21 protein-coding genes and 1 pseudogene are annotated in these 25,849 nt (G+C 68.2%); 8 read left to right on the forward strand and 14 right to left on the reverse strand.

The window, feature by feature from the left end; genetic code table 11:
• The 4 genes from ACZ470_RS06520 to ACZ470_RS06535 are packed head-to-tail and all read right to left on the reverse strand — an operon-like array spanning position 1 to position 4,398.
• Positions 1-597: a hypothetical protein gene (locus ACZ470_RS06520; protein WP_468424944.1), complete on the reverse strand. Its 597-nt coding sequence runs from the start codon at positions 595-597 to the stop codon at positions 1-3.
• Entirely contained in the window at positions 584-2,131 is a 1,548-nt protein-coding gene (locus ACZ470_RS06525) for a substrate-binding and vWA domain-containing protein (RefSeq protein WP_468424946.1), read from the reverse strand. The genes ACZ470_RS06520 and ACZ470_RS06525 overlap by 14 nt, the downstream gene beginning before the upstream one ends.
• Positions 2,128-3,306 (reverse strand): toxic anion resistance protein, encoded by a 1,179-nt coding sequence (locus ACZ470_RS06530; RefSeq protein WP_468424948.1) that lies wholly within the window; start codon positions 3,304-3,306, stop codon positions 2,128-2,130. Before ACZ470_RS06530 ends, ACZ470_RS06525 begins: the two co-directional genes overlap by 4 nt.
• 15 nt (positions 3,307-3,321) lie before the next feature.
• Positions 3,322-4,398, reverse strand: a complete 1,077-nt coding sequence (locus ACZ470_RS06535; RefSeq protein WP_468424950.1) for a hypothetical protein — start codon at positions 4,396-4,398, stop codon at positions 3,322-3,324.
• Between the two features lie 195 nt (positions 4,399-4,593).
• On the opposite strand from ACZ470_RS06535, the gene ACZ470_RS06540 reads away from it, so the two are divergent.
• Positions 4,594-6,084 (forward strand): AAA family ATPase, encoded by a 1,491-nt coding sequence (locus ACZ470_RS06540; RefSeq protein WP_468424951.1) that lies wholly within the window; start codon positions 4,594-4,596, stop codon positions 6,082-6,084.
• Positions 6,085-6,168: 84 nt separating this feature from the next.
• Here the strand turns inward: ACZ470_RS06540 and ACZ470_RS06545 are convergent.
• Together ACZ470_RS06545 and ACZ470_RS06550 are read right to left on the reverse strand one after the other, a co-directional pair.
• A pseudogene (locus ACZ470_RS06545) lies at positions 6,169-6,447 on the reverse strand (ATP-binding protein); the annotation flags it as partial.
• Positions 6,447-6,650, reverse strand: a complete 204-nt coding sequence (locus ACZ470_RS06550; RefSeq protein ID WP_468424953.1) for a hypothetical protein — start codon at positions 6,648-6,650, stop codon at positions 6,447-6,449. The pseudogene ACZ470_RS06545 and the gene ACZ470_RS06550, both read right to left, overlap by 1 nt.
• A 159-nt stretch (positions 6,651-6,809) precedes the next feature.
• On the opposite strand from ACZ470_RS06550, the gene ACZ470_RS06555 reads away from it, so the two are divergent.
• The 3 genes from ACZ470_RS06555 to ACZ470_RS06565 all read left to right on the forward strand — a co-directional run bounded on the left by ACZ470_RS06555 (position 6,810) and on the right by ACZ470_RS06565 (position 8,718).
• The gene (locus tag ACZ470_RS06555) at positions 6,810-7,664 is read left to right on the forward strand and encodes a helix-turn-helix domain-containing protein (RefSeq protein ID WP_468424954.1); all 855 of its coding nucleotides are present in this window, start codon (positions 6,810-6,812) and stop codon (positions 7,662-7,664) included.
• Positions 7,645-7,842 (forward strand): DUF397 domain-containing protein, encoded by a 198-nt coding sequence (locus ACZ470_RS06560; RefSeq protein WP_468424956.1) that lies wholly within the window; start codon positions 7,645-7,647, stop codon positions 7,840-7,842. Before ACZ470_RS06555 ends, ACZ470_RS06560 begins: the two co-directional genes overlap by 20 nt.
• A 114-nt stretch (positions 7,843-7,956) precedes the next feature.
• Positions 7,957-8,718: a hypothetical protein gene (locus ACZ470_RS06565; protein WP_468424958.1), complete on the forward strand. Its 762-nt coding sequence runs from the start codon at positions 7,957-7,959 to the stop codon at positions 8,716-8,718.
• 10 nt (positions 8,719-8,728) lie between these two features.
• On the opposite strand, the gene ACZ470_RS06570 is transcribed toward ACZ470_RS06565, so the two are convergent.
• Together ACZ470_RS06570 and ACZ470_RS06575 are read right to left on the reverse strand one after the other, a co-directional pair.
• Positions 8,729-9,397 carry a hypothetical protein gene (locus tag ACZ470_RS06570; RefSeq protein ID WP_468424959.1) on the reverse strand — a complete coding sequence of 223 codons (669 nt, stop codon included), beginning with the start codon at positions 9,395-9,397 and terminating at the stop codon, positions 8,729-8,731.
• Positions 9,394-10,776, reverse strand: coding sequence for an SMI1/KNR4 family protein (locus tag ACZ470_RS06575; RefSeq protein ID WP_468424961.1), 1,383 nt, complete (start codon positions 10,774-10,776; stop codon positions 9,394-9,396). The genes ACZ470_RS06570 and ACZ470_RS06575 overlap by 4 nt, the downstream gene beginning before the upstream one ends.
• Positions 10,777-10,859: 83 nt before the next feature.
• Here ACZ470_RS06575 and ACZ470_RS06580 point away from each other — a divergent pair, with 83 nt between their 5' ends.
• From ACZ470_RS06580 to ACZ470_RS06590, 3 genes are all read left to right on the forward strand, one after another.
• Positions 10,860-11,354, forward strand: coding sequence for a hypothetical protein (locus tag ACZ470_RS06580; protein WP_468424962.1), 495 nt, complete (start codon positions 10,860-10,862; stop codon positions 11,352-11,354).
• Between the two features lie 29 nt (positions 11,355-11,383).
• Positions 11,384-11,941 carry a hypothetical protein gene (locus ACZ470_RS06585; protein WP_468424963.1) on the forward strand — a complete coding sequence of 186 codons (558 nt, stop codon included), beginning with the start codon at positions 11,384-11,386 and terminating at the stop codon, positions 11,939-11,941.
• 147 nt (positions 11,942-12,088) lie between these two features.
• Positions 12,089-12,820, forward strand: a complete 732-nt coding sequence (locus tag ACZ470_RS06590) for a dienelactone hydrolase family protein (RefSeq protein ID WP_468424964.1) — start codon at positions 12,089-12,091, stop codon at positions 12,818-12,820.
• An 80-nt stretch (positions 12,821-12,900) separates the two neighbouring features.
• Here ACZ470_RS06590 and ACZ470_RS06595 read toward each other — a convergent pair whose 3' ends face one another.
• From ACZ470_RS06595 to ACZ470_RS06620, 6 genes are all read right to left on the reverse strand, one after another.
• Positions 12,901-13,263: a hypothetical protein gene (locus ACZ470_RS06595; RefSeq protein WP_468424966.1), complete on the reverse strand. Its 363-nt coding sequence runs from the start codon at positions 13,261-13,263 to the stop codon at positions 12,901-12,903.
• Positions 13,264-13,310: 47 nt separating this feature from the next.
• Positions 13,311-13,727, reverse strand: a complete 417-nt coding sequence (locus ACZ470_RS06600) for a hypothetical protein (RefSeq protein WP_468424968.1) — start codon at positions 13,725-13,727, stop codon at positions 13,311-13,313.
• A 144-nt stretch (positions 13,728-13,871) separates the two neighbouring features.
• Positions 13,872-14,528 (reverse strand): SMI1/KNR4 family protein, encoded by a 657-nt coding sequence (locus ACZ470_RS06605; protein WP_468424969.1) that lies wholly within the window; start codon positions 14,526-14,528, stop codon positions 13,872-13,874.
• Positions 14,529-14,694: 166 nt separating this feature from the next.
• On the reverse strand, positions 14,695-15,195 hold the full coding sequence (locus tag ACZ470_RS06610; protein WP_468424971.1) for an SMI1/KNR4 family protein: 501 nt from the start codon (positions 15,193-15,195) through the stop codon (positions 14,695-14,697).
• A gap of 215 nt (positions 15,196-15,410) precedes the next feature.
• Positions 15,411-15,779, reverse strand: a complete 369-nt coding sequence (locus ACZ470_RS06615) for a hypothetical protein (protein ID WP_468424973.1) — start codon at positions 15,777-15,779, stop codon at positions 15,411-15,413.
• Positions 15,780-15,793: 14 nt separating this feature from the next.
• Complete coding sequence (locus ACZ470_RS06620; RefSeq protein ID WP_468424975.1) at positions 15,794-25,006, reverse strand: golvesin C-terminal-like domain-containing protein; 9,213 nt, start codon at positions 25,004-25,006, stop codon at positions 15,794-15,796.
• A 324-nt stretch (positions 25,007-25,330) separates the two neighbouring features.
• Here ACZ470_RS06620 and ACZ470_RS06625 point away from each other — a divergent pair, with 324 nt between their 5' ends.
• Positions 25,331-25,840, forward strand: a complete 510-nt coding sequence (locus tag ACZ470_RS06625) for an MmpS family transport accessory protein (RefSeq protein ID WP_468424977.1) — start codon at positions 25,331-25,333, stop codon at positions 25,838-25,840.
• Positions 25,841-25,849 lie beyond the last annotated feature (9 nt).

Below are 25,849 nucleotides of genomic sequence, written 5' to 3' on the forward strand. Positions count from 1 at the left end.
TCAGCTCCCGCCCCGGTCCTCCAGGTACCGGGTGTGGGTCTCCTGGCGGCGGGCCTCCGTGTCCCGGAGGGCCGCCGCCAGGACCTCGGCCTCCTGCCGCAGCAGACCGAGCTGCCGCTCCAGATGCCGCTCCGGCGGCTCCTGGCCCGGCGTCAGCCGCGTCCACCACCGCGCCCGTACATAACTGTCCACGGCCTCGGGCAGGTCCTGCCGCACCGCCCGGGACAGGGTGTGCAGACCCTCCGGGTTCTCGGCGAGCAGCTCGGTGGCCCAGCCCGGGTCCAGCAGCGCCGTCAGCAGGTCCGTCAGCTCGGTGAGCGGGCCCTCGACCGCCGGGGACAGCTCCACCTCCGCCAGATATCCGGTCAGCTTCTCGTAGTCGGCGCGCAGCTCGTCCAGTTGGGCCGACGGGTCGGGGAAGTCCGGCAGCGCGGGCCGCTCCGGCGGGGCGATCAGCGCGCCCGCGCCGTACAGCCCCACCACCACGACCGGCCAGTACGGGCCCGCCACCCCCGTGAAGGTCAGCGCGAGCCCGGCGAGCCCGCAGGCGCTGCCGGTGATGTTCTTCCGGGACTCCAGGTATCTACTGATAGCCACGGATCTCCTCGAAGGCACCGTCCAGCGAACCCTTCTGGGCGTCGAAGAGGCGGCCGCCGGTCAGGTCGGCGATGTGTTCCAGCTCGGACCGGTCGGAGTCGCCGAAGAGGATGGGGAAGACCGGCGTCCGGCGCCGCTCGCCGTCGAGCCCCGCGTAGAAGGCGTCGAACTCCTCCGCCTCGGCGCCCGCGGTGTTCTCGCCGTCCGTCATCAGCACGATCGACGTGAACGTGTCCTGCTCCGCCCCCAGATGGTCGTACGCCTTCTCCAGCGAGGTGTAGATGGCCGTGTCGCCCTCGGCGGTCAGCGCCTGGGTGTCCTTCCTGATCGCGGCCGGACCGGACCCCGGGTCGGCGGGGTCCACGACATGCGTCCGCACGCTCTTCACCTCCGAGCCGAACGGCATCAGCGTCACCTCCTCGCGCTCACGGAAGTCGCTGGTCAGGCCGGTGAGGGCGGACTTCAGACCGGCCAGGCGGTCACCCTCCATCGAGCCCGAGGTGTCCAGCACGTACACCGTCCGCGACGGGCGGCGCAGCTCGTTCTCGTAGGAGTCGAGCAGCCCGTCGGCGACGGAACGGCTGCCGGGGAACGGCAGCTCGCGCCGCCGGCCCGTGTCCAGGCCGGCCGCCGGAGGCACCGAGGCGACGACCGGCCGGCGCAGCGTGCGGTCGGTGATCAGCCGCTGGACGGCGTCCGAGCGCAGCGCCTCGGTCACCCGGCGCACGTCCTCGCGGGTGGCCGCGTCGGTCGAGGCGAGGGAGGACAGCGGATAGTCGGCGGTGACCACCCCGTCCTTCGGACGGATCACGGTCAGGCCCTTGAACCCCTTGAGTACGGACTCGTAGTTGAGGAGCGCGTCCACGTCACCGCGGCGGTTGTACGCGCTCGCCAGCCAGCCCGACGAACCCGAGGTCAGCTTCTGACCCTGGAAGAACTCCTTGAGCCGCGGCGTCGCCTTGGTCACGTCCGCGTCGGTGAGCGCGGACTGTGCCCCCGAGAGCGCCGAGGCGACCGAGATCAGGGTGGAGAAACCGGAGTTGGAGCGGGTCGGGTCGGTCATGCCGTAGGTGAGCTCCCCGTCCCGGACGGCCCGCTCGATCGCGGACCAGGTGACCTCCTCCGGCTTCCAGCCCAGCCGCTCCACGGTGGCCGTCCGGACGCCGATGGCGACGGGGCTCGTCATCACCGGTGTCTCCGAGACGACCTTCTCGGCCGCCTCCGGGCGCAGTCGCAGATAGTCGTTGGAGGACAGCCACACGGCGTCGTACCTGCCGTCCGTCTTCCCCGTGGCCAGCATGTCCACGGCGTCGAGCGTGCCGATCCAGGTCGGCCGGAGGGTGACCCCGGTGTCCTTCTCGATCCGCTCGAACACCGGCGTCATGTCGCTGAGTTCGCTGGAGGCCAGGACCCGCAGAGTGCCAGGCTCGGCGGCCTGCGGGTCCGTGTCCTTCCGCGGGTCCGGGTCGCCGGTGCACGCGGTCAGCAGGGCCGCGGCGGCGACGAGCACCGCGGTCAGGGGCCGGAGTCTCATCCGAGGCCCCCTTCCAGCGCGCCCTGCGCCCGGCTGCGCTCCAGATACGTGCCGGCGTGCCGCAGCTCGGAGGTCAGGTTCTCCACCGTCACCGCCATCGCCTCGGTCGCCTGCACCTTGTAGGTGTCGATGGCGTCGAGGGTGCGGTAGATCTGCTGGAACGCCGACCGCAGGGTCTCCGCCCCCACCGCCGGGTCGGCGGCGATGCGCTGGATCTCCCCGCTCTGCGTCGCCAGCATCTCCGCGTTGCCCCGTATCAGGTCCTCCGTGGTGCCGCGCAGCGCGTTGACCTGCTCGACCACCTTCTTCTGGTTGTCCAGCGCGGACGCCAGCATCACGGAGATCCGCAGCGCCGACACGGTGGTCGTGGCCGCCCGGTCCACGCCCTTGATCAGCTCCTCGTTGTTGCGGCGCACGACGTCCATGGCGAGGTAGCCCTGTGCGCACACGGCGAGCTGGGTCAGCAGGTCCTGGTGCTTCTGCCGGACGGGGAAGAGGACGTCGGCACGGAGCGAGTCCGCCTGCACGGGGTCCGTCGCCTCGACGCCGGCGATGTGCTGCTCCACGGCCGTGTCGAGGGCCTCCGTCAGCACGACGTACTCCTGGAGCTTGCCCATGGTCTCCCACAGCCGGACCCGCTCCGTCTGCAACGCGGCGTTGTCGCGGCGCAGTTCGTCCTGTCCGCCCCGCAGGGAGCCCACGATCCGGTTCAGGGTGCCCTGCGCGGAGGCGTACTTGGCGACGTGGTCGCGCAGCTTGTTGCCGCCCGGCAGCCGGGAGAGGAACTTGCGGCCCTTGCCCGCGGGCAGGTCCCGCGGATCCAGGTCCTCCACCACGCGCCGCAGCTCGACCAGCGACCCGGCGACCTGGGACTGCGCGTCCCCTCCCTTGTCGGGCAGGCTGCGGACCGTGCGCTCCAGCATGCGGTTGGACTGCGCGGTGGCGGTACGCATCTCACCGCCGCCCAGGGCGGTGATCTCGCCCACCTTGCCCGCGAACTCGGGCGAGCGGGCGTCGAGGGCGGCCAGCCCCTCCACGTACGCGGCGGCCTTGGCCGCCATGTCGGCGCGCACGGTGTCGTCGACGGGCACGAGACCGCCGGCCTTCTCCCGCGGCACCGGCTTGACGGGCTCGGGCGGCGAGAGGATGAAATCGCCGTCTGTGCTGCTGCTCATCTGCTGCTGTCCCCCTTATCCGCGCGCCCGTCGCGCCAGCTCGTGCAGCACCGCGGAGGTGGGCACGGGCGCCTGGCGGACGCCGGTCAGTCGCTGCTTGAGGTAGGCGGTACGGCCCACGGCGGCGGCCGAGAACTCGGCCACGTCACCCTGCGGGCGGAAGCCGTGCCGGACGGCCAGCTTGCGCAACGCCGGGTCGTTGCCCAGGAGTTCGGCCAGCTTCCGGCCGTTCTCGGTGAGCGGGACGACGGTGTGGTCGCTGTTGACCGTGGTGTCCGGGTAGAGGACGACGAGGTCGTCCGCGTTCTGCTGCTCGTCGAGGAGCGCGGCCACCTGGGACTCGTAGACGAGGACGAGCGGGTTTCCGGCACCGCTGGTGAAGTCCCGGAACGCCGCGTCCGTACCGGCCTGCTGGGCGCCCTGGACGCTGACCAGCTTGCGCATCAGGGGAGCGGTGCGCTCGATGTCGGCGTCGCTCGCGACCACCTTGCCGCCGTTGGCGACATAGGAGGCGGCGGCCAAGTACAGCGCACCCGAGTTGGAGCTCTCCGGGTCGGTGCTGGAGATGAAGAGGGTGCCGGTCAGCTCCCCGTACTTCCCGGCCCCCTTGAGCTGCTGCCAGGTGCGGTCCCGCTCGGCCGCGTCGAGGTAGGCCTCCATCTTCAGCGTGCCCGGGTTCTCCTCGTCGAGCTCGGCCAGCCCGTTCGCGGCCAGGACCTCGGCGGCCCCGCGACGGGACACCACGACGAGCGGCGAGTAGAACGGGCGCGGGAGCATCCCCCGTACCCCGTACTTCTCGGCCAGCTCGGCGGCGGGCGCACGGCTGGACGGGAACGCCAGGTCGTACCCCTCGAGGTCCAGCCCCTCCATGGCCCAGGACCCGGAGGTCTCGGCCTCGACGGTGTAGCCCTTGGCGGCGAGGGCCTCCACCACGTCCGGATCGGCGAAGAACTCCGCCTTCTCCGATCCGATCACCATGCGCACGGTCTTCGTTGCCGTGCCCGTTTCCCCGCTGTCCCTGCCCGCGACGACGGCGGCCGCCACGCCACCGATGAGCAGCACCGCGAGGACGATTCCCATAATCCTTCTCACGCCCGGAGCATCCCGCCGGAATCCAACGTTCCCAGGCGGCCCCGGTGAACGGCCGGTGTCCGACCGATACCGGTACGCAACGGGAACCAGCCACTCCGCGTGGCGTACGGCGTAACGGATACGGCGAGGGGTCGTTCTTAGAGGTGTACTTCTAAGAAGTACGTCTCTAAGTCTCTAGGAGAGCCCGGAGGCATCATGGCCCGCCCCGCAGCGCGCAGTCTGCCGAGACCGCCCGACATGTTCGACCGGGAGTGGGAATGGAGCGAGCTGACCGCCTTCGCGACGAATGACGGCGCGGGACCTCGGCTCGGCGTGGTGTCGGGCCGCCGCCGGCAGGGCAAGAGCTTCCTGCTTCAGGCCCTGGCGGACGCCACCGAGGGCTTCTACTACGCGGCGGTCGAGGCATCGGCCACCGAGTCCCTGCATTTGCTGGGCGACGCGGTCGCGCGCTTCACCGGTGCCACCGTCCCGCCCAGGCCGGCCAACTGGGACCAGGCTCTGGACATGCTCTTCGGACTCGCCAAGGACCGGCCGCTGCCCGTGGTGATCGACGAGTTCCCCTACCTCGTCCGGAACGCCCCCGCTCTCCCGTCCCAGTTGCAGGCCGCCCTCGGGGTGCGCTCCGAGCGCCACCGCACGGAGCGCCCCCGGATCCTGCTGTGCGGCAGCGCGATGTCGTTCATGGGCGGACTGCTCGCCGGCGCCTCCCCGCTCTACGGCCGGGCGGGCCTCGACCTCGTGGTCCACTCACTCGGCTTCCGTGAGGCCGCCGAGTTCTGGGGCATCCAGGACCCGCGGCTGGCGGTCCTCGTCCACGCGATCGTCGGCGGAACCCCCGCGTACCGGCGGGAGTTCGTCGACGACGACGTCCCCGACGGGCCCGACGACTTCGACGCCTGGGTCTGCCGGACCGTACTCAACCCCGCACGCCCGATCCACGGCGAGGCGCCCTTCCTGCTGGCCGCCGAGCCGGACCTGCGCAACCGATCGCTCTACCACTCGGTCCTGGCCGCGGTGGCCGGCGGCGACCGCACCAGCGGCGGCATCGCGAGCGCGGTGGGCCGCAAGGCCACGGACATCTCACTGCCCCTGACCGTCCTGCGGAACTGCGGCCTGCTGACCGCCGAGCCCGACGCCTTCCGCGCCAACCGCACCACCTACCACGTCGCGGAACCGCTGATCACCTTCCACCATGCCGTCGTACGCCCCGAGACGGCCCTGCTCAGCCGTCGCCGGGGAGCGGCCACGATGTGGCAGCACAGCAGGCCCACGTTCCTCAGCAAGGTCGTCGGCCCTCACTTCGAACGACTGTGCCGCGAGTGGGTCGAGTGGCACGCGGACCCCACGACCTTCGGGGGCATGCCGATCCAGGTCGCCGCCGGCACGGTCGCCGACCCGGTGAGCCGGACATCCCTCGAGGCCGATGTCGTGGTGCACGGGGCGATCGGCCAGGACCAGGGCATCCTGCTGTCCGTCGGCGAGGCCAAGTGGCACAAGGTCATGAACCTCGGACACCTCCAGCGCCTGCGCCGCATCCTGGACCTGCTGACGTCACGGGGCGTGGACACCAGCCGCGCCCGCCCCGCCTGCTACAGCGGCGCCGGCTTCGACCCGGACCTGCGCGCGGCCGAGAAGCGGGGCGAGGTCGTCCTCGTCGACCTGGAACGGCTGTACCACGGTTCCTGACGACCCCGCCCCCAGCTCGCACCACACGGTCTTGCTGCCGGGTGCGTGCGACACGCCCCACCTCAGCGACAGTGCGTCCAGGAGCGCGAGTCCTCGCCCCGACTCCTCGTCGGCGGACACGCTCGCACGCAGGACGGGCAGCGCACGCGGGTCGGGATCGGTGACCTCCAGGCGGGTACGTCCGTCGTCGTCGCACGACACCTGGACGGTGACGGGGACTCCCTCGCCGAGGTGCTGGATCACGTTCGTGACGAGTTCGCTCGCGCAGAGCTGGACGTCGGGGCCGTGGTCGCGCAGGGCGCGGCGTACGGCGGACAGGTCGGCCGGTGTGGCGAGCAGGTCGAGGGTCAGCGCCGGTCGCATCACGCGGCCTCCTTGCGGAGGGCGGCGGTCAGGGCCTGGGCGGTGAGGAGGTTGCAGTTGCCGAGCGCGATCAGGGGCCGGGTGGGGCAGCGGGAGGCGAAGGTCGGGAGGTCGACGCCGAGGGACGGCAGGGTGATGCCGTGCGCGGCGAGCGCCGCCCGCAACTCCTCGGCGCAGGCGTCGGCTTCGGTGGGGCTGTGCATGGGTGGTTCACGCCTTTCGGTGCTCTGTGTGACGAACCGCTCACACTGTGCCGCCGCCCGGCGTAGCGTGACAGCCCTTCGGCATCCCGGTCCTGAACTGCACGTATGCGGTGCGGCAGTTGGTAGCGGGCGGGAACGGCACACCAAGGACGGTGAACGATGGGGCAGCGCAAGGACATCGACGGCTCGACGGGCGTCCCGACCTTTTATGGCAGCGAGCTGCGCTGGAAACGGGAGGAGGCCGGGCTGACGCTCCAGCAACTCGTCGAGGGCAGCTTCTACGGTCCGAGTCACCTCAGCGAGATCGAGCGGGGGACGCGGAGGATGCCGGCGGAGCTGGCCGAGCATGTGGACAAGGTGCTCGGTACGGACGGGTTCTTCCGGCGGCGTTGTGAGGATGTGCGGAGGGCTAAGCGGCGGGGGCACGCGAGCTACTTCGAGCGTGTACTGGAGGCGGAGAAGCACGCGGAGACCATTGAGGAGTGGTGCCCGACGCTGATTCCGGGGCTGTTGCAGACGGAGGCGTATGCGCGGGCGGTGACCCGGTCCGCGCATCCTCTGGCGCCCGATGAGGAGGTGGAGGAGAAGGTGTCCGCACGGCTGGCGCGGGCTCAGCTCTTCGAGGACAACCACAAGACTCCGGAATACTGGGTGATCCTGCCCGAGTCGCTGCTGCGTCAGCCGATTCTGCCGCCAGAGCAGCATGCCGAACAGTTGGAGCGTGTGACGGAACTGGCGCGGCGCCATCGGATCGTTTCCCAGATCCTTCCGTGGAACTGCGGTCCGCACCCGCTGATGCTGGGCAGCGCCATGGTTATGACCTTCTCCGACGCTCCACCTCTGATCTACACGGAGGCGCAGTACAGCGGGGACACCATCGATGATCCGGGCCTCGTGAAGCAGTACCGCAAGGCATACGATCGGCTCAGGGCCGCCGCACTACCTCCAGAGGCGTCCCTCGCCCTGATTGAGCAAGCGGCTGAGGATGGCAGAAATGGCAAGCAACGGGATTGACTTGAGCACAGCCGTCTGGCGCAAGAGCACGTACAGCAACGGCGACGGCGGCAACTGCCTCGAAGTCTGCGATGCCCACACCGCCGTAGTCCCCGTCCGTGACTCCAAGGTCCCCCACGGTCCGGTCCTCACCATCACGGCCCCGGCCTGGACGTCGTTCGTCACGTCCCTCAAGTAGCCCTGGTCCGGCGAGCCCTTCAGTGACGTTCTTGCCGTCGCGCGCGCAGAGAGAATCATGAGCGTCATGGAAGTGTTTCCCCGGGCCGACGGTCGAGCGCGAGGACGTGGCTGAGTGTTCCGTCTCTCCCTGCGTTCGTGGTTGATCCTCGCCGTGCCCGTCGTGGGTGTGTTGGTACTGACGTATTCCGCTACAGCGTCCGAGCCGCGCGCATCCACGGCTTGGCAGGCCGCCGCCGAACCACTGCGGGACCGTCCGCTCCCCGACGGCGGTACGGCCCAGCTGTCGAAGTGCGGCGTGGACAATGTGCCGCGCCCGGCGCCACGGGGGAAGGGCGAGCAGAGCAAGGCCCCGAGTCTGGTGCTCACGAGTTATGGCTTCCACGACCCGGGTCCGAAGATGCCGGGCGAACCCAGCTTCACCGTCCATGCGGCCATCCGAACAGGCGACCGCCCCCTGGTGCTCGACGCACCGCTGGCCGAAGGGCGGGTCACGCTCGATCTCTACGGCCCCCACGGTGAGGGTGTCCGCGCTTCCGCCCGCGGTCTCACCGCGACTGTGGTGGACGGCGGTTACAAGGGCAAGCCTGTGGAGGTCCCGGCTTCCGGGAGTTTCCGTGTGGAGCCGGGCAAGGAGCTGCTCCTGGACGTGGAGTTGCCTGCCGGGGCCGTGTGCCCTGGCCACACCCTGGCCGACATCATCAACTGCTCGCCCGAGCACACCAATGACGCTGCGGACTGCCCGGTGCTGACCCTCACCCTCGCCGACCCGGCGATCCGTGCGTACCGCGCCGGGACGACGGGCGACAGCGCCGCCGCCTCTTTCAGCGACCGGCTTGTCGCGGTTTCCATGGAGCTGGAGGCCTCCCAGGTGTGAGCAAGCCCGTTCAGTGCTGGTTCACCGGAAGGACGGCCGCCGGGTCGCAGCGCTTCGGGCAGGCCAGCAGATAGACCTCGTTGCCGAGGAACAGCATGTAGGCGTCGTCCCAGATGCTGTAGGGCTGCACCGGAGCCCCGGGGCGGACGCCGAAACCCCAGTTCTCCGGAACCTGGCAGACGAACGCCATCTCCGCGCCGCACGCGCACCGGTAGTACTCGGGCTCCTGCGCCCAGGCCGCCGCACCACCCACCTTGAAATACGTGTCCTTGAAGGGCCGCAGGGTCAGGGGCAGGGCGCGTACGGCCGGTTCGGGCTCCGCCTCCGGAATCCCCGGGTCACGCTGGAGCAGCACCCGCCAGAACGAGCCCGGGAACGGCGGCTGCGGAGCCTCCCAGAACCGGGGCACGAGGCGGCCGTCGGCCGTGATCGGGTCGGACGCGTCGTGGTGGTGGGCGCAGTGGAAGACCGACAGGTGTTCTCCGCCGAAGAACTCGATGTCGTCAGGAAGATCCAGCTGGAAGAACAGCGCCATGCGCTCGCCGCAGAAGCACCGCGGCCACTCCTGGCCGTCGTCGAAGTAGGGCCACCCGCCCACCGAGTTCCGGGCCGGCCGGTTCAGGGGCTCGGTACCGATCTCGATCCCGTAATGGGGCGGCACCGCCCACTCCTCGCTCACCGGTCGGTGTCCAGTCGGGCTTCCAGGACGGTCCGGCGGATGCAGGGCCGGTCCCACAGGGCGAGGAGTTCGTTCGCGAGGTCGAGAAGCGGGAGCGGGTGCCGTTCGCCCCGCACCTCGATGTGGGCCGCCGACAGGCTCCGGGGGACGGCACCGGCGTCGAGCAGGACGCGCCAGTCCTCGGGACCGAGGCTCAGATACTCCAGACCCGTCAGCCCGGCGATCTCCAGGGGATCGGCGAGCGTGCCCGCGTCGGCGGTGAGGGTCCGCAGACGGGGAAGCCCGACGACCGGGGCGAGGCTGACCGGCTCGCCCTCCCGCCGGCCGATGCGGAGCACCTCCAGCTCGGGACGGGCGGCCTCCTCCACACTGCCCGGGCGGTGGATGCCCACCCGGGCCACCACCGGCGGGCCGTCCGTGTCACGGTCCAGGCGCCAGCCGTTGGGGCGGTTGATCACCATGTCGGTGAGGGAGTCGGCGCGCAGTCCGGCGCCGATGGTCCGCTCATGGTCGATCACGATGACCTGCCCCATGTGCCCGCCCGGGCCCGGTGTCAGGTCGATGGCCAGCCGGTCGCCGCCGCCGTTGTCGCCGAAGGCGATCCAGCCGGGCGAGCCGACGAGGCCCTGCACGGCGGCGTCCGGAGCGGTGACGGCGGCGTCGTCGGCAGCGAACTGCCAAGGGCAGGGACGGGACTGGGCGTCCGCGATGTAGAGCCCGTCCAGGGGGAACAGCTCACAGCCGACCGCGTCGCTGACGCGTTGCCGCGCCTCGTAATCGCCGCCCCAGTCCTCCCACCGCGCCCGGGTGACGCGGTAGAGGGCCTTGAGTTCGTCGGGCAGCGTGACACCGAGACGTGCCTCCGCCTCGGCGATCTCCTCCTCGGTGGCACCGATGGCGTCGGGGAGCCGCTCGCGAAGGGTCCGCTCCAGCAGCGCCGGGTCCGCCGACGGGGCCGGCACCGCGCCCCGCACCTCCTCGGGCAGCCGCCGCCAGGGCTCGGGAACGGCACCCTCGACCAGGAGCAGGGCTCCCAGAAAGGGGCTGGTGATCCCGTGTTCCACCGCGGGGCCCGAGTCGACGACATGGAGCAGCAGCCTCCCGTCCGGCGCCGTCTCCACCATGTACGACACGTTGCTCGCGCCGTCGGCCCTGAGGGCGTCCTGTACCCGTTCCACGGCGGTGAACTGGTCCTGCATGTCCGCCACCAGCAGGGCTCGCCCCGGCTCTGTGGACGGCTGCGGCGCGGGCATGGTCCAACCGCCGAGACCGATCTGGCCCATGAAGTAACCACCGGGCGCGGCAAGCTGCCCCGCGTGGGCATCCCGTACCAGCCGCACCAGCGGCTCCCAGGTCGCGAAGTCACGTATCGAGGACAACGGCGCTCACCCACTCGGTCGGTCATTGAAGGCGCTGCGATCCTAGGACCGGCCACTGACACACGGAGACCAGGAGATGAGCGATGGGCGTTCTGACCGACTACTTCCGCGCACCGAACGCCGCGGCGGTGGTGCGGGCGCTGGAGGAGGCGGAGGGCGGATCCCCGCTCTTCGTGGAACCCCCTCCGTTCGAAGGGGTTGAGGCCAAGGGCGTGGATCCGGCCGTGGTCCTGGGGCAGCTGGTCGCCGCCATCCGTCGGACCGAGTGGCGAGTGGACCTGGTGGACGGGACGACCGTGTGGCCGACCTCCCCGGCACCGGGTCCGGAGGGCCCAGAGACCGAGGACGACCCCTGGGCGACGGGCCCGTGGGTGTCGGAACTCCCGCCCCTGGTACGGGACACACTGGCCTGCGTACCCGACTCCGAAGTCCCCGAGGTCGTCGCCAGGTGGGTGCAGGCGGAGGAACTCCAGGGAGCGAGCATCGAGAACATGCAGCCCCTGGCGGAGGAGCTCTTCCGTCTCGCCGGACGGGCTCACGAGGCCGATGAGCAGCTCTACTGCTGGATGTCCCTCTGAGGCCGCCCCGCTGATAGGAGGCTGGCTCCATGTCGAATTCGTATGCCCAACCCATCCTCAGAACGACCGATCTCGCGGCAGCGATGCGCACCGTTGGGCAGTTGCTCGCCCTCGCCGACACGCGTGAGCTGGAGGTGGACTTCGAGGCGCGAGTCTCCTCGGTGCCCACGGCGACAGCCCTGATGGCACTGCTCCCGGACGCGGACTGGTGGGCTGAAGGAGACCGGAAGGGCTCGTCGGAGGCGGGAGACGACCCCTTGGCGCATCTCCCCGTCCGGATGCGGACGTGGGCGCTGTCGCCGGCCCTGGTGGATCCGCTCATCCAAACCATGGGCGGCGCCCCTGCCACGGTGCGGTGGGACTTCTCCGGCTGGCCGGAGGCACCCGAGGTGGGCCTCGGCGTCGGCGGGTACAGGGGCGCGTTCGTGACGCTGTGCCTGAACGCGCACGACCTCGACCTGGAGGAGCCCGCCACCGACCACACGGTGTTCGTGCACGTCAAGCAAATCGAGGCCGAACGTGCCCCGTGGCTGGCGGAGCAAGTCGGGCTACAGGTGATCGGCGACCTGGTGATGGCCCCTTACTGACGCGCTCGTGCGTGGTACGTTGCCTGCCGCCGTGCACTGCTGCGAACCGAGGAGGTGAGACCGATCAACGCTTTGACAGGTCGGGCCTCCCTCTCCCGCATGGCCTAGGGAGTGCCCGCAAAGGCATCCCGAAAGGCATGAGTCGTTATGCGTTTCATCTCTGAGGCGTCGTTCGACGGCGTCCGCGAACAGCTCTTCAACCTCGGTGAGATACCTGGCGTGTTGTGGACGCCGGAAGGTTCCGTCGCCACTCGCCCGCTCGTCCTGATGGGACACGGGGGCGGTCAGCACAAGAAAACCCCCGACATCCTGTCCCGTGCACGCCGCTTCGTCACCGAATGCGGTTTCGCGGTCGTGGCGGTCGACGTCCCCGCCCATGGCGACCGGCCGAAGGTCGAGGAGTACGACAGGATCGCGACCGAGAACCAGGCACGCGTGGAGGCCGGCGAAGAGCTGGCTCCGCTGATCGCCGAATTCCAGGCGCTCGTGGCCCGCCAAACCGTGCCGGAATGGCGGGCGGTCCTGGACTCGGTCCAGCGAATCGAGCACGTCGGCGCCGGTCCGGTGGGCTACTGGGGCGTCTCGCTGGGGTGCGGACTCGGTGTTCCGTTCATCGCCGCCGAACCGCGGGTCCGCGCGGCGGTACTGGGCTTGGGCGGGGCGCTCGCATCGGCCGAGGCCGCCGCGCGGATCACCATCCCCGTGGAGTTTCTGGTGCAGTGGGACGACGAGCGCGTGCCACGCGCCCAGAGCCTGGCGCTGTTCGACGCCTTGGCCTCATCCGAGAAGACGTTGCACGCCAACCCCGGCAAGCACGGGGAGATCCCGGACTACGAGCTGGAGAGCACGCTGAGATTCTTCACCCGACACCTCGGCTGACACCCCCGCCCACGGCCGGTGACGCGCCGATCGGGACCCGGATCCTGATCGGCGCGCTCAGCGAAACCGCGTCCGCCCCCTCAAGGGCCCGACACAGCCAGAGCGTGTCCCCCGAGCACCACGGCGACGATCAGGCACGCGACGGCGACGCCGACTGAGGTGCGCCGCGCCGGAGCAAACCGGCGCGGCAGGCAGGGAACCAGTACCGCACTGATCCAGGCGGCGGACACCAACCGGGGGAGCCAGGCCTCCGCACGGTCGTTGACCAGGTAACAGTGCTCGGCCCGCGGCCCGGTGACACCGAAGTAGAAGAGACAGTCGTTCCCGAAGTTCTCGGTCAGAAGGGCGGTGAATCCCCAGCACACGGTGGTGAGGACGGCTGCGGTCACCGCGACACCGAAGACCGAACAGCCTCCGGCGCCACGCGGCACGGCTGTCTCCATACTCCGGGCCTCCTCGCCGGACCAGGGCAGGAACTTCCAGCACCTGATCAGCACAAACGGTCAGGGTGGCCCGGCGACTGATACCAAGCCGCCACCACGATCCCGAAAAGTATCACTGCGGCGAAAACCGTCAATGCCAGTGGCGCCACGGTCACCACCAACCAGACGAACGGCTGCACATGGCGACCGAAGTGGCAGCTCGCCCAGGAGTTGAGCAGCAGCACCGTGGTCACAAAACCCGATCCCAGAAAGACCAGCCAGCCGACCAACCATGCGCCGGCGCTGTACTGCGGGCGGTTGGCCGCGAGAGAAGGCCGGACTTGCTCATGACGCATGATCTCGGTGTCACCGGACTGAGGTGCCGCCGCGGGAGCCGGGCTCGACTCCTCTTCCACGGCCGCCCAGTCGACAGAAATCCCCAGCGGCTCCCAGCCAGTCAGCTCGACCACACGCTGCACCCACATGCGGCAACCCTCCAATCGTAGGTTCCGAGTCCCGGTGCGACAGATCGACGACGAGGGCACCATCTGCAGCTGAAGCGATTGACTTGCTGAGCAAGGCCCAGGATTTGCTGGACATTGCCCACCACGTGCACGATGGCTTCGGCGTCAGCCGTGCGGTCCGCCAACTCCCCAGCCCTCCTCACATCGCCCGTGGGCATGCCGCGTGCGATGCGCAGCGCTTCCCGGCTGGAACGTCGGGTCAAGGTTGTACTCCGCGATACCGAAAGGCATGAATTCCTTGTCCGCAAGGACCCGGTACAAGAATTCAGAGGTCGACATTTCATACCTGGACCACTCGTCGGCATCACCTCGCGCGAGTATGCAATACTCACCCGGACGCTGTGCGTCGAGAAGCCAGCAGTACTGATCCGCCCATTCCGATGAAGCCCAGGTGACAAAACCATGGCCACCCGGCGTATAAGCCGGGTACGGCTCACCGTCTCTGCTTACCGAAAGACTTGCCCGCCATCGAACGAGCAGATTGAACATGGGGCCTTCCATGTTCCCGAGAAAGGAGACGGAGTCGCAGAACGCACCACCGCCAAAAGCTTCGCACAGCTCTTTGTAGTCCGCCGGCAGTGGAACCTGCAGTTCCCTTTCGACCGCGTCCCAGTCGACAGACCGCGCCGACGGCTCCCAGCCAGTGAAGTCGAGTAAACGTTGCACCCACATACGGCTACCTTTCATGGTGCGGCCATTCATCAGACTTGCGCCAGACCGCGTGCAGCGCGACGGAGCTCCGATCTCTTGCAGGACCATCATGGTCAGCCTCCGGAACCCACCCCCATGCGTGCCATGACGAGGACGCGGAGCGACCGGTCCCGTCGGAGACCATCCCAGCGCCCCCATTTGCTCGTTCAGGCCGTGCAGGTCGGCAGGAAGCCGACCTTCCGCGGCTGCAGCCACGGTATTCGCTACGAGCCCCACGTCACATCCTCGATCCGTTCAAGCGGCCCGGCTGGAACGTCGGGTCAAGGTTGTACTGCGCGATTCCGAAAGGTCTGAAATCCTCATCCGCAAGGACCCGGTAGAGGAATTCAGAAGTCGACACTTCATATGTGTGCCACTCGCCGACGTCACCTCGTACGAGAACGGAATATTGGCCAGGATGTCGCGCGTCCACAAGCCAGGCGTATTCATCGGCCCATTCGGTTGCCGCCCACACGATGACACCCTTTCCGCCCGGAGGGTAAATCGGGTATGTGTCATCGTTTTCACCGGTCGAAAGGGAGGCCCGCCACTGCGCGAGAAAGTCGAAGGACGGAGCTCCCGAAGGTGCGAAAAAGTAGACGGACTCACTGAAGGTGCCGCCACCGAAAGCCTCGATGAGCTCCTTGTAGTCCGCCGGCAGCGGAGCCTGCAACTCCTCTTCCACGGCCGCCCAGTCGACAGAAACTCCCAGCGGCTCCCAGCCAGTCAGCTCGATCACACGCTGCACCCACATGCGGCGGCCTTTCAATCGCTGGTGGCCGGGGATCATCACCGGCTGGTGACGTCCGGTCCGGCACTTCGTCAGAAGAGATCCTCGGTCTGTGAAGCGTGCTGACGGTGCATGGTGTGGCCCGGGGAGTTGTCGGACTCCCCGGGCCACACCTGTTACTCAGTGTGCGCTACGCAGTCCTCCTGCGTCAGTCGAAGAGAGCTTCACCCTTCGGCCCATGAGTAGTCCCAGAACAGTGAATCGAACTGGTCCACCTTGAGCAGGACTTCGATCCCCATTTCTCGCGGCAACAGGCAACCGCGAGCCCATGTGAAGTCGTCCGCTCCCATCCGGATTTCGACCTCCTCCGTGTCGTCGGAGATCTTGAGGTTCCAGAAGGATGCATCCCGCCCCATGGTCACCACCGAGAACTCAGGCTCGACCGCGACGATGAGGCACTCCTCTTCACAGTCGTTCCATGTGAAGATGGCTGACCCGCCTTCCGGGATTTTTCGGAAAACTTCCCGCACTTCCTGGAGTTCGATCGATCTCTTACTGTGAGAAGGACTCCATATTTCCACATCCACCGTCACGGATTTCGCCTCCTTCACTGACGGATGAACTTGCCCGCCAAACGAGTGTACGTACCGACGAGCCCGTTGGGACCGTAGACCTCGAGAGAGTCCAGGTCCAACTGCTGGGCATAGCCCGCCATGGAGTTCTTGCACCAGTTGCAGGTATCGCGGTCGGTGTAGATCTTGGCGTTGCCTCCGCTGAACCCTCGTTGGAGGGCCTGCGTGACCATGTCTCCCTCGGCGTGGTCCTCGTACGACGTCTGCGTCATACGGTTGCCCTTGCCCGGGAAGGGGATGGGCCGTTCGAACTTGCCGTTCATCCCGTAGATGGAGCCGCGTCCGCCGTCGAAGTCCATCCGGCCGAGCGTATGCGCCTTGGCGTTCTTGTGGATCGCCCTTGCCGCATCCTCTTCTGCGACGGACTTCATGTTCATGTCCTTGCGCATTTGCGCCAGTTCGGCTTGGACCTTGCAGTTGTCGTCGTTGTGGACGAGAACCGCCGCCGAGCCGACCACCACGAAGTATGTGTGCTGGCCGTCGACGGTGAGGTTGTGGACGCGCTGGGTCCTGTGGGTGTCGTCGATCGCGGTGATCTGGACCCAGGTGCCGGCGGCGGTCTGGAGCCACATGCCGGGCTCGAGGTCCTGAGCGTCGACCCACCTGCCGAAGTCGGGCAGCCAGAACGGGTGTTCGTCCGTTGCCGTGATCGTCTCGGGCTTGGCGTCGCCGTCCTTGCCGTCGGGGTCGACGGTGAGGGTGATCAGGTGCTTGACACCGCTGTGGTCGCGGGTGTCGGTGATCTCGCGCGCCTGGAGGTTCCCGGTCTCCGGGTCGGAGGCCAGGACGTACTCACCCTCCTTCAGGTCCTCGATGTTCTTCGTGGACCCGTCGGCCATGAGCACCTTGGTGCCAGGGACGAAGCTGTTCTTCGGTTTGACCTTGCAACTGCCGGCCTGCTTCTTCGGAGCGGGCTTGTCGGCCGTCTTCGTCGGCTTCGGCTTCGTCGCCTTGGGTTTGGCGCTGGGCGCGCTCTTGCCGCCACCCTTGACCGCGTCCGCGGCCTTCGCACCCTTCTTGGCGTACTTGGCCGCCGTCGCCGCCATGCCGATGCCGGGGATGGCCGCGGACATCGACAGTGCCGCGTCCGTGTAGTTGCCCTCGGCCGCGTACCAGATGCCGTTGGCGACGTCCGCCGCCTCGCCGATCACCGGGACCATGCCCGCCACGTCGAGGGCCGCGTGACCCACGTCGGAGAGGGAGATGTCGATGCCGAAGAGGTGGCCGTCGAGCTCCACGAAGGAGATCGGGTTGCCGCCGGCGAAGGCGTAGCGGTTGCCGGTGTACGGGTCGGTGGCCAGGCCCATGTCGTCCAGGGCACCGCCGTACATGTCACGGGTGAGGAAGCGGTTCAGGCCCGGGTCGTAGTTCCGGAAGCCCATGTCGTAGGTGCCGGAGCCGTCGTCGTACCGCTGCGCGTTGTAGCGGTAGTCGTTGTACTGCTCCTTGTCCGGGTTTGCCGCGTCCGGCTTGTCGGCGCCGGTGAACTGCTTCTCGTCGTCCGAGCCGTAGGCCGAGTAGCCGTAGGTGGCCCGAGTGGTGCCGTCCTCCTTCGTGATCGCCTCCACGTCACCCTTGGGGTGGTAGAGGTACTGCGAGTACTCGTGCGGAGCGGTGTCCTTGTGCTTGATCTGGGTGAGCTTCTGACCCCACGGGCTGTACTGGTAGGACTTGGTCGCCTTGCCGGCGACCTCCTCCCGCAGCACCTTCGACTCCATGCCCAGGTACGTGAACAGCGTCGTCTTGCCGTTCGTGCCGGAGGTGGTCTCCTGCGCGGTGCGGTCGAAGGCGTCGTACTGGTACGTCGTGGACCTGGCCGACGTGCCCGTGCCCGCCGTGTGCTTGGCGATGCGGTCGAAGCCGTCGTAGGTGTACTTCTCCTGCACCGAACCGTTGGACGAGACCGTGTCGAGGCGGCCCAGCGGGTCGTAGTTGTACGTGGAGGCGACCCCGGCCGCCGTCGTCTTCAGCAGACGATTGCGGTCGTACATCGACGTGGAGGTGACCCCGCCCACCGTCTGCTCGACGATGTTCGAGTTGCCGTCGTACCGGTACGTCTCCGTGCCCGCCGCGTCGCCGGTCCTGGTGACCTTGGCGATGCGGTCCTGCGGGTCGTAGGTGAAGGTCGAGACGGTGTCCAGGTAGTCCGCCGCGTTGTCGGCGTTCATGACCTTCGCCGTGTCCTTGGAGCGGTTCCCGTTCGGGTCGTACTCCAGGTCGTGCGAGGCGACCAGGGTGCCGCCGGACGTCCTCTCCACCTGCGACTTGACGGCGCCGTTGAGCCAGTACGCGTAGTCGACGGTGTTGCCGTTCGGCTTCGTCTGCTTCAGGGGCTGACCGCGGTCGGTGTAGGTGAACGTGGTGATCTGCTGGTTGCCCGCCGTCGGCGAGTCGGCGTTCGTGATCTTGTTGATCAGGTCGCGGACGTCGTACTCGGCCTTCGACCACGTCACGTCGTGGGTGGTCTCCAACGGGTTGCCGTTGATGTCGTAGGTGAGCGACGTCGTGTTCTTGACCGTCGCGCCCAGCTTCTCCTCGACCTTCGTGAGCTGGTTCAGCTCGTCGTAGGCCATCGTGTAGGCGTCGGCCTTCGCGCCCGGTGAGAGATCCTTGACCTCCGCCAGGAGACCGTTGACGTCGTACCGGTAGGTGAAGTCCTTCTTCTCGTTGTCCGTCTCACCCGTGTTCGAGCGGACCAGCTTCAGACCGTCGGCGACGACCGTGCCGTTCGCGGCATCGGTCAGCGTGACCTTCTGGGAGCCGGACTCCTTGAAGGAGTACGAACCCAGCGAGACCCACTCGCCCGACCGCTGCGTCTGGTCGACCGGCTTGGTGACCTCGCCGCCCGCGTGAGTGATCTTGAACGGCGCGTTGGTGGCCGCGCCGGTCACGTCGCCGTGCCGGACGAAGACCTCGTACGTGCCGTCCTGCGGGATGTTGAGCTGCCAGGTGAAGGTGTCCGAGCCCGTGCCCGTGGCGTTGGTGCGGACGTTGTAGCCCCACTGGCCGGTCGCCTGCGAGGCGTCCCAGTTTCCCTGCGTCGCCGTGTTGTTGACGTCGGTGGAGTCGACGACCACGACCTGGCTGCCGACCGGGATGCCGTCGTCGGAGCGTGCCTTCTGGTTGCCCGACGGGTAGAAGTCCCACGTCATCGTGCGCTGCGACGAGCCGCCGGCCGAGGTCAGCGTGTTGCGCGTCTGCTGGCCGAGGGCGTTGTAGTCGTAGGACGTGGTGATCTCGAACGGGTCCTTCGCGGACTTCGTCCACCCGTTGTCGTAGTAGGTGTACTCGGTGTCGTTGCGGACGCTCTGTCCCTCGGACGGCGGCGCGGAGACACGCTCCAGCTGACCGACCGAGTCGTAGAAGTAGAACGTCTTGTCCGGAGTGCCGTAGTTGGCGTCACCGGCGTCGAACGGGCTGAGCCGCTCCTTGACCCGGTTCAGCTTGTCGTAGACCGTCTCGACGGTGAAGTCGGTCGCGTCGTCGGTGGTCTCGACACCGCGGGGAGTGATCTCCTTCGTCTGGTTGCCCACCTCGTCGTACTCGAAGCGGGTCGTCCGGTGGGTGAGGGTGCCGGAGGCGTCCTTGGAGTACGGGACCTTGATCTCCTTGACCAGGCCGCGCCGGTCGAAGACCGTCTCCGTGGTGTTGCCCTCGGCGTCGGTCGCCCTGGGGGAGCGGCCGTCGAGGTCGTACTCGACGGTGGTGAACTTGCCGGCCGCGTCCGTCGTCCTCACGACCCGGTGGTTCAGGTCGTAGCTGTACTTCGTCGTGAAGTCGGCGGTGTCCGCGGTGGCGTTCTTCTTCGGGTCGACGACGGTGACCAGGTTGCCGACGTTGTCGTACTCGCTGGAGACCTTGTGGCCCTTGGCGTTGACGACCGAGACCGGCTGGTAGATCTCGTCGTAGGTGTAGGTCGTCGTGTAGTCGCCGACGGTGGCCGTCAGATTGCCCTTGGGCTCGGTGACGGTCTTGACGTTGCCGACCTTGTCGTACGTGGTGGTGGTGCGGCGCTCGTCGTCCGTGGGCTCGTCCTTCGGGGCGAGCGAGGAGGTCACCTGGTCGGCCTCGTCGTACACCGAGGACGACTCGGCGCCGTTCGGCGCGAACACCTTCACCAGGTTGTTGTTGGCGTCGTACTCGGGCGCCGGGGTGGTGATGTACACGCCGGCGGACTGGTCCTTCGGCTGCTTCTGCGCCATCGGCCGGCCGAAGTAGTCGTACTCCTGGGTGACCTTGACGCCCTTGGCGTTGGCGACCTCCCTGGTGTTGCCGCGCTCGTCGTAGACGAACGTCGTGGAGTTCTCCAGCGCGTCGGTGATCCTGGTCGGGTAGCCGTGCGCGCCGAACCCGGCGTACTTGGTGACGTTCCCGTTGGCGTCGGTCTGCTCGGTCGGCTGGCCGTACGCGTCGTAGACGGTGGTGGCGGTGTGGTCACCCTCGGTCGCCGAGGCGACGCCCTCCGGGTCCGTCGCCGAGATCTGGTTGCCGAACTGGTCGTAGTCGAACTGCCAGACGTTGCCGAGCGGCGACGTCTTGCGCCACAGGTCGGCCGAGTAGCCGTCGGCGCGGGTCACGTAGTCGAACGCCGTGCCCTTGTCGGGGTACGAGGCGGGGTCGCAGTACTCGGTCGGATTGAACGAAGTCCAGCTCTTGGTGACCTCCGCGTCCCACGTCCGCAGCGGGTAGCCCGTCTTCTGGTCGTAGCAGAACGCGGTCTTCGCGCCGTTCGCCTGCTCCAGGTAGACGACGTTGTTGTCCGCGTCCCAGCTCAGCTCGGTCGTCCGGGACTTGGCGTTCGTCATCCGCACCGGCCGGCCGAAGTCGTCCAGGACGTGGTCCGTGGCGTGGTTCTCGGCGTCGGTGACCTTGGTCGCGGTGAACTTCGGGTTCGCCGTGTCGGGCTTGTAGGCGAAGTTCGTGGCGTAGTTGCGGCGATCGTTGATCGTCTGCGTCCACCAGTGGTACTTCGGGTCGTCACCCTCCTGCGGGTAGAAGTACGCCAGGGAGGTGGCGTTGCCGCGCGGGTCGGTCGCCTTGACCAGTTTGACGTTCTTGTTGCCCTGCGTGGCGTCGTAGGTGAGCTTGAAGACCTTCGGCTGCGAGGAGTCCTCGCCGTCGACGATCCGGCCCAGCAGACCCTTCTCCGTGTAGTAGAACGTGATCGTGCGACCCGAGACGTCCGTCATGGACTTCACGTGGTCGTAGATCTTGGAGTTGGTCAGGTTGGTGCCGGAGACCTTCGCGCCCGAGTCGTCGATGTACTCGTAGGTCGCGTCACCCTTCTCGTAGTAGTCCAGGGTGAGGGACTTCCGGCCCGCGGGGTCGGTGATGTACTTGAGGAACTTGGTCGGCTTGTTGTTGGACTTGCGCTCCTCGTAGGTGAAGGTCTGCGTGTTGCCGTCGTTGTCGACGGCGGACGTCATGTAGCCGTCGCAGCCGAAGAGGAATCGGGTGCCGTCCGGGCGCGTCAGCGTCCAGGCGTCGGGAACCGGGTCGGCGGACGGCTTGCAGTCCAGACCGAGCTTCGACTCCAGCTTGAAGTGGACGCCCGCCGGTGCCTTCCAGGTGCCATCGGCCTGCTTGCGGAAGACGTGCGTGGTGCCGTCTCCGTCCGGGAGACGGACCTCCGTCGGGTTCGGGTTGGGGTGGAAGTCCAGCGGCGCGCCCAGCCGGGTGGGCCCGGAGACCTGGGCGGACCAGCCCGCGCCGAGCACCGTGTCGGAGGTGTCCAGGGTGTTGTAGCCCAGACGTGCGAAGGTGTTGAGACCGCGGCCCGGATTGTTGATCGCGTTGTACGACCACACGCTGTTGCCGGAGGCCAGGTTGTTCATCACCGTCGAGCCGGCGCCGGTGTTCTTGCCGGTGTAGGAGTAGAACTTCTCCAGACCGAGCTGGTTGGAGGTGGGGTCCTCGACCGCCACGTTCTGCTTCAGCGACGGGATACCCCCCGTGCCGGCCGACAGCCAGCTGCCGTCGGAGACCTTGCGGACGTCCCAGCCCAGTACGTACTCGCCCCGCTTGTTGCCGGAGTCCGAGTTGACCGGCGTGGAGACCTTCGCCTGGATCGTGGCCGACTTGCCCGGCAGCAGCGCCGGGATCGCCGTGGCGAGCTGGTTTCCGCCGGTGGTGACGTCCGTGCCGTCGGGGAGCTTCCAGGTGTAGGACAGCTCCCGCTCGCCCGCCGCCCACGCGGAGGCCGTGGTGTTGGTGACCGTGAACTCCACCGTGTAGGTGGTGTTCGGGGTCATCCGGGACGGCGTCTGCGGGGCGTAGTAGGTGTCCTGCGTCGTCGAGTCGACGTAGATGACCTGCATGTACGGGCGCAGCTGCGGGTCGGCCGCCTCGGCGGACAGGAACAGGGAGCGCTCCTGCGGGCCGTTGGACGACTCGTCCTTCAGCTTCACCGCGACGCCCTTGTTGCCGGCCGGGTTGTCCACCCAGCTCTGCATCAGGCTGGTGGCGTCCCACCAGTGGCGGCCGACGTCCGACATGCCGGCCACGGTGTCGGAGACGGTGGCGGACATGTCACCGCCCGCGCTGGTCCACGCCGTGGTGGAGGTGGCGTTGTTCCACGTGGCGGTGGTCTCGGAGAAGTCCCGGGTCAGGGCGTGGAGTTCGTAGATCGCGCCACTGGTGTCGGTGGTGGTCTCCGCGCCCCACATGTACATCCGGTTGTTGATCACCGTGGCGGTGGACGGGATGCCGTCGGTGGGGAACTTCAGCACCGCGCGGGTCTTGCCGTAGGTGCCGGAGTTGTTGCCGACGCTCAGCCACTTCTGGCCCACGCCCCAGGACTGGATGGTGTCCTGGTTGGTGGACGGCTGGGCGGAGGAGAGGGTGGTGTCGGTGACGCCGCCCTGGCTGCCCTGGATGATCTTCATCGTCCGGCCGGCCTTTGGGATGCCCACGACCCGGGTCGGGGACCCGAGAAGTTCCCCGCTCTGCGTCTTCACCGCGATCTGGTAGTAGTACGACTTCCCGATCTCGCTGGAGCTGGAGTCGGGGGTCGGGACCGCGGTGGTGTCCGTGTAGGTGGTGGCGGACTTGTCGATGGGCGCGATCAGCGTCGCCGCCGACGGTGTGAACGCCTGCTGCGTGGAGCGGTGCAGCTGGTACTCGACGATGTTCAGGCCGCTGTCACCGGTGGTGTTGGAGTACGCCTTCCACGACAGCTCCGGACCCGTGGAGTGCACCACGGTGGGCGAGTTCAGCTCGGTGCCGACCTTGCCGTAGGTCACCGTCAGCCGGGGGATGGTGGACGTCTCGCCGCCGTAGGCGCCGTCACCGGCCTCGTAGCGGGGGCCGCCCAGCGGGCCGGTGGACGACTCGTCCTTCGCCATCAGCACGAAGCCGTGGTTCGTCGCGGTGCCGCTGACCCACTTCTGGACGGTGTCGGCGACCGGGAACTCGTGCCACTGGTTGTACTCGCCCGTGTTCTTGACGATCTGGGCCGGGTTCACCAGGCGCACGGCGTCCGCGAGGACCGCGGTCGACGTCGACGCCGGGCCGTCACCGAGGACGATCTTCCCGACGGTGCCCTTGTTGAACGGCAGCTGCGCGCCACCGTTCAGCGACGTCCAGACGCCGTTGGTGCCGGCCGACTGGTCGACGGTGAACGTCTGGGTGCCGTCCCGGTGCGTCACCGTGTACGGGGCGTTCGTCGCCCGGTCGGTGGCCGCGACGTAGTGCACGTCGACGCGGTAGGTCGCGGTGTCGGTGACCTTCGGCTGCCAGGTGTACTTGTCCCCGGCGACCGCGTCCTTGTTGTAGCGGTAGTCCTGCCCGATCGCGTACTGCGTCAGCGTCGAGCCGGACGTCGGCCAGGAACCCGTCGCGGCCGTGGTGCCCGCGTCACCGTCGTCCACCTGGACGCTGGTGCCGGACAGCTCGCCGACCAGGCCGGAGGTGTTGGACCACGTCGCCGTCGACTCGTCCCACGCGCCGGTCGCGCGGTGCGCCTCGATGGTGACGTCGTTGCCGTTGGTGGTGTGCGACTGGTCGAAGTAGACACCCAGCCGGGCGCCGTCGATCTTCACCCCGTCCGGTATCTCGTCCAGCGGGAACTTCAGCAGCGAACGGGAGTTGGCCGTGGCCGACGTCTTGCCCGCCGACAGCTTCCAGGAGGAATTGAAGTTCACGCCCGGCTGGTCGGAGAGGACCATCGTGTCCTGCGAACCCGACGGCGACGGCGCGATCGTGATCGTCGGATCGATCACGACCGGGTACTGCCGCTCCTTCGCCGCCAGCCACTTCGCGTCCGGCGTCACCGTCAGCTTCCAGCCATCACCCGCACGGGACAGCTTCTGCGTGACAGCGGCGCTGTACTCGTACCCGTACGGCGACGACGCCGACTTCCTCGCGTCCGTCATGTACGGCGCCGGAATCACCAGCACCGGCGTGTTCGGCAGCTCACCGAAGAACGCGATCGAGCCGTCCTTGCGCGCCTTCGGCGTCAGACCCTCCGTATCGAGGGTGAACGTGTACGACACCGGACCGGTCGGGCGCTCGGCCAGGGTGATGTTCTCCTTCACCCGGCCCGGTCCGACCTCGTACGACAGATCGGCGCCGCCCACCGCGTCCTTGTAGGTGACGGTGGCGTCCTCGGCCCGCGGCTTCAGGGAGCCGCGGGCGCCCTCCAGGCCGAGGGTGACCGACTGGTCCCCGTCCGCCGTCTCGAAGCGCAGCAGCCGGTCCGGGTCGGACCCGAACCAGCTGCGGCCGGTGTTGGTCCTGTTGGCGAGATCGAAACCCTTCGCCTTCGTCCCGACGACCCGGGTGTCGATCGTCTTCCAGGACTTGGACGACGGATCCAGGTACGACGTCGGCGTGGCCGTGAGCTCCGCCTCCACCCGGCCGTCGGACAGCTGCCAGAAGCGGGCCGACGGCGTGCGGCGGGAGGTGAGCTCCTTGACCCGATTCGCCCTCGGGTCGTTCTTCCCCTTGGCCAGTTTCTGCCGGTCGGCGACTCCACGATCACCGTACGACGGGGGCTTCGGGTTTTCCTCGTCGTCATCCCCGAACCAGCCGGTGACGGTATCGAAGAACCCCTTGTCATCGCCCTTTTCGGGCTCCGACGGTGGGGCCGCATAAGCGACCTGCGGCAATAGCGTGCCCGCTATCGCCGCGACCACCAGACAGGAGAGATATCTCCTGTACGGCACCTTCACGTGCATACCTTTCGCCATCGGCGGCCCACCCCGCCGAACGCGAAACGGGCGCGCCGAACGAGCCGTTGCGGAGGGTTCCGCACGGCTTGGTGCATAGCTGTGCAGTACCTCGCGAGCAGGCGAAACGCCGCTCGTGGGGCACGGCGGCGGGATTATTAGCCAGGCGGCTGACGGCATGTCAAGCGATTGGACATTCGGGGCATTTGAAGGCGGGAAACGCTGTCGCTTCGCCCGTTTTTGTCCGCTCGCTCGCATGGCGTCCTTCGCATGGTGTATAACCGCCCGGTTCAACTTCAGTTGCATGGCGCATTGATCCGGACGATCGAAAGCTGAGCCCCGTTCATGTCAGCCAATGAATCCACGGAAAACACCGAGAACGGCGCGGAGGACGGCGCGGAGAATGGCGCAGGAAGTGGCGCGCGGAACGGTGCCGGCGAGGACGCGAGCGGCGGCGGGCGAGCCGGTGTGGTGATCGCCGCCGTCCTGCTGCTCGCCTGCGCCGGTCTCGTCGGCTACGGCCTGCTCGACACCGAGGACGAGCCCAAGCCGTCCGCGGCGCCGACCGCCGCCGTGACCTACGAGGTCACCGGCGACGGCCCGGTCGAGATCTCCTACCTGGGCCAGGACGAGAACGGCGCGGCCACCGTCGTCCGGGACGCCGAACTGCCGTGGAAGCGCACCGTCCAGGTGCCGCTCGGCAAGGCCCCCACCGTGGCCGTCGTCCTCGGCGAGCAGGGCGGACAGGCGGGCTGCACGCTCGCGATCCGCGGCAAGCACGTCCAGCGGGCCACGGCCATGGGCGAGTTCGGGCGCGCGACCTGCGCGGGCGAACTGCCCGCCGACGGCAACTGATCAAACGGC

Source organism: Streptomyces sp. NPDC031111 (assembly GCF_055570675.1).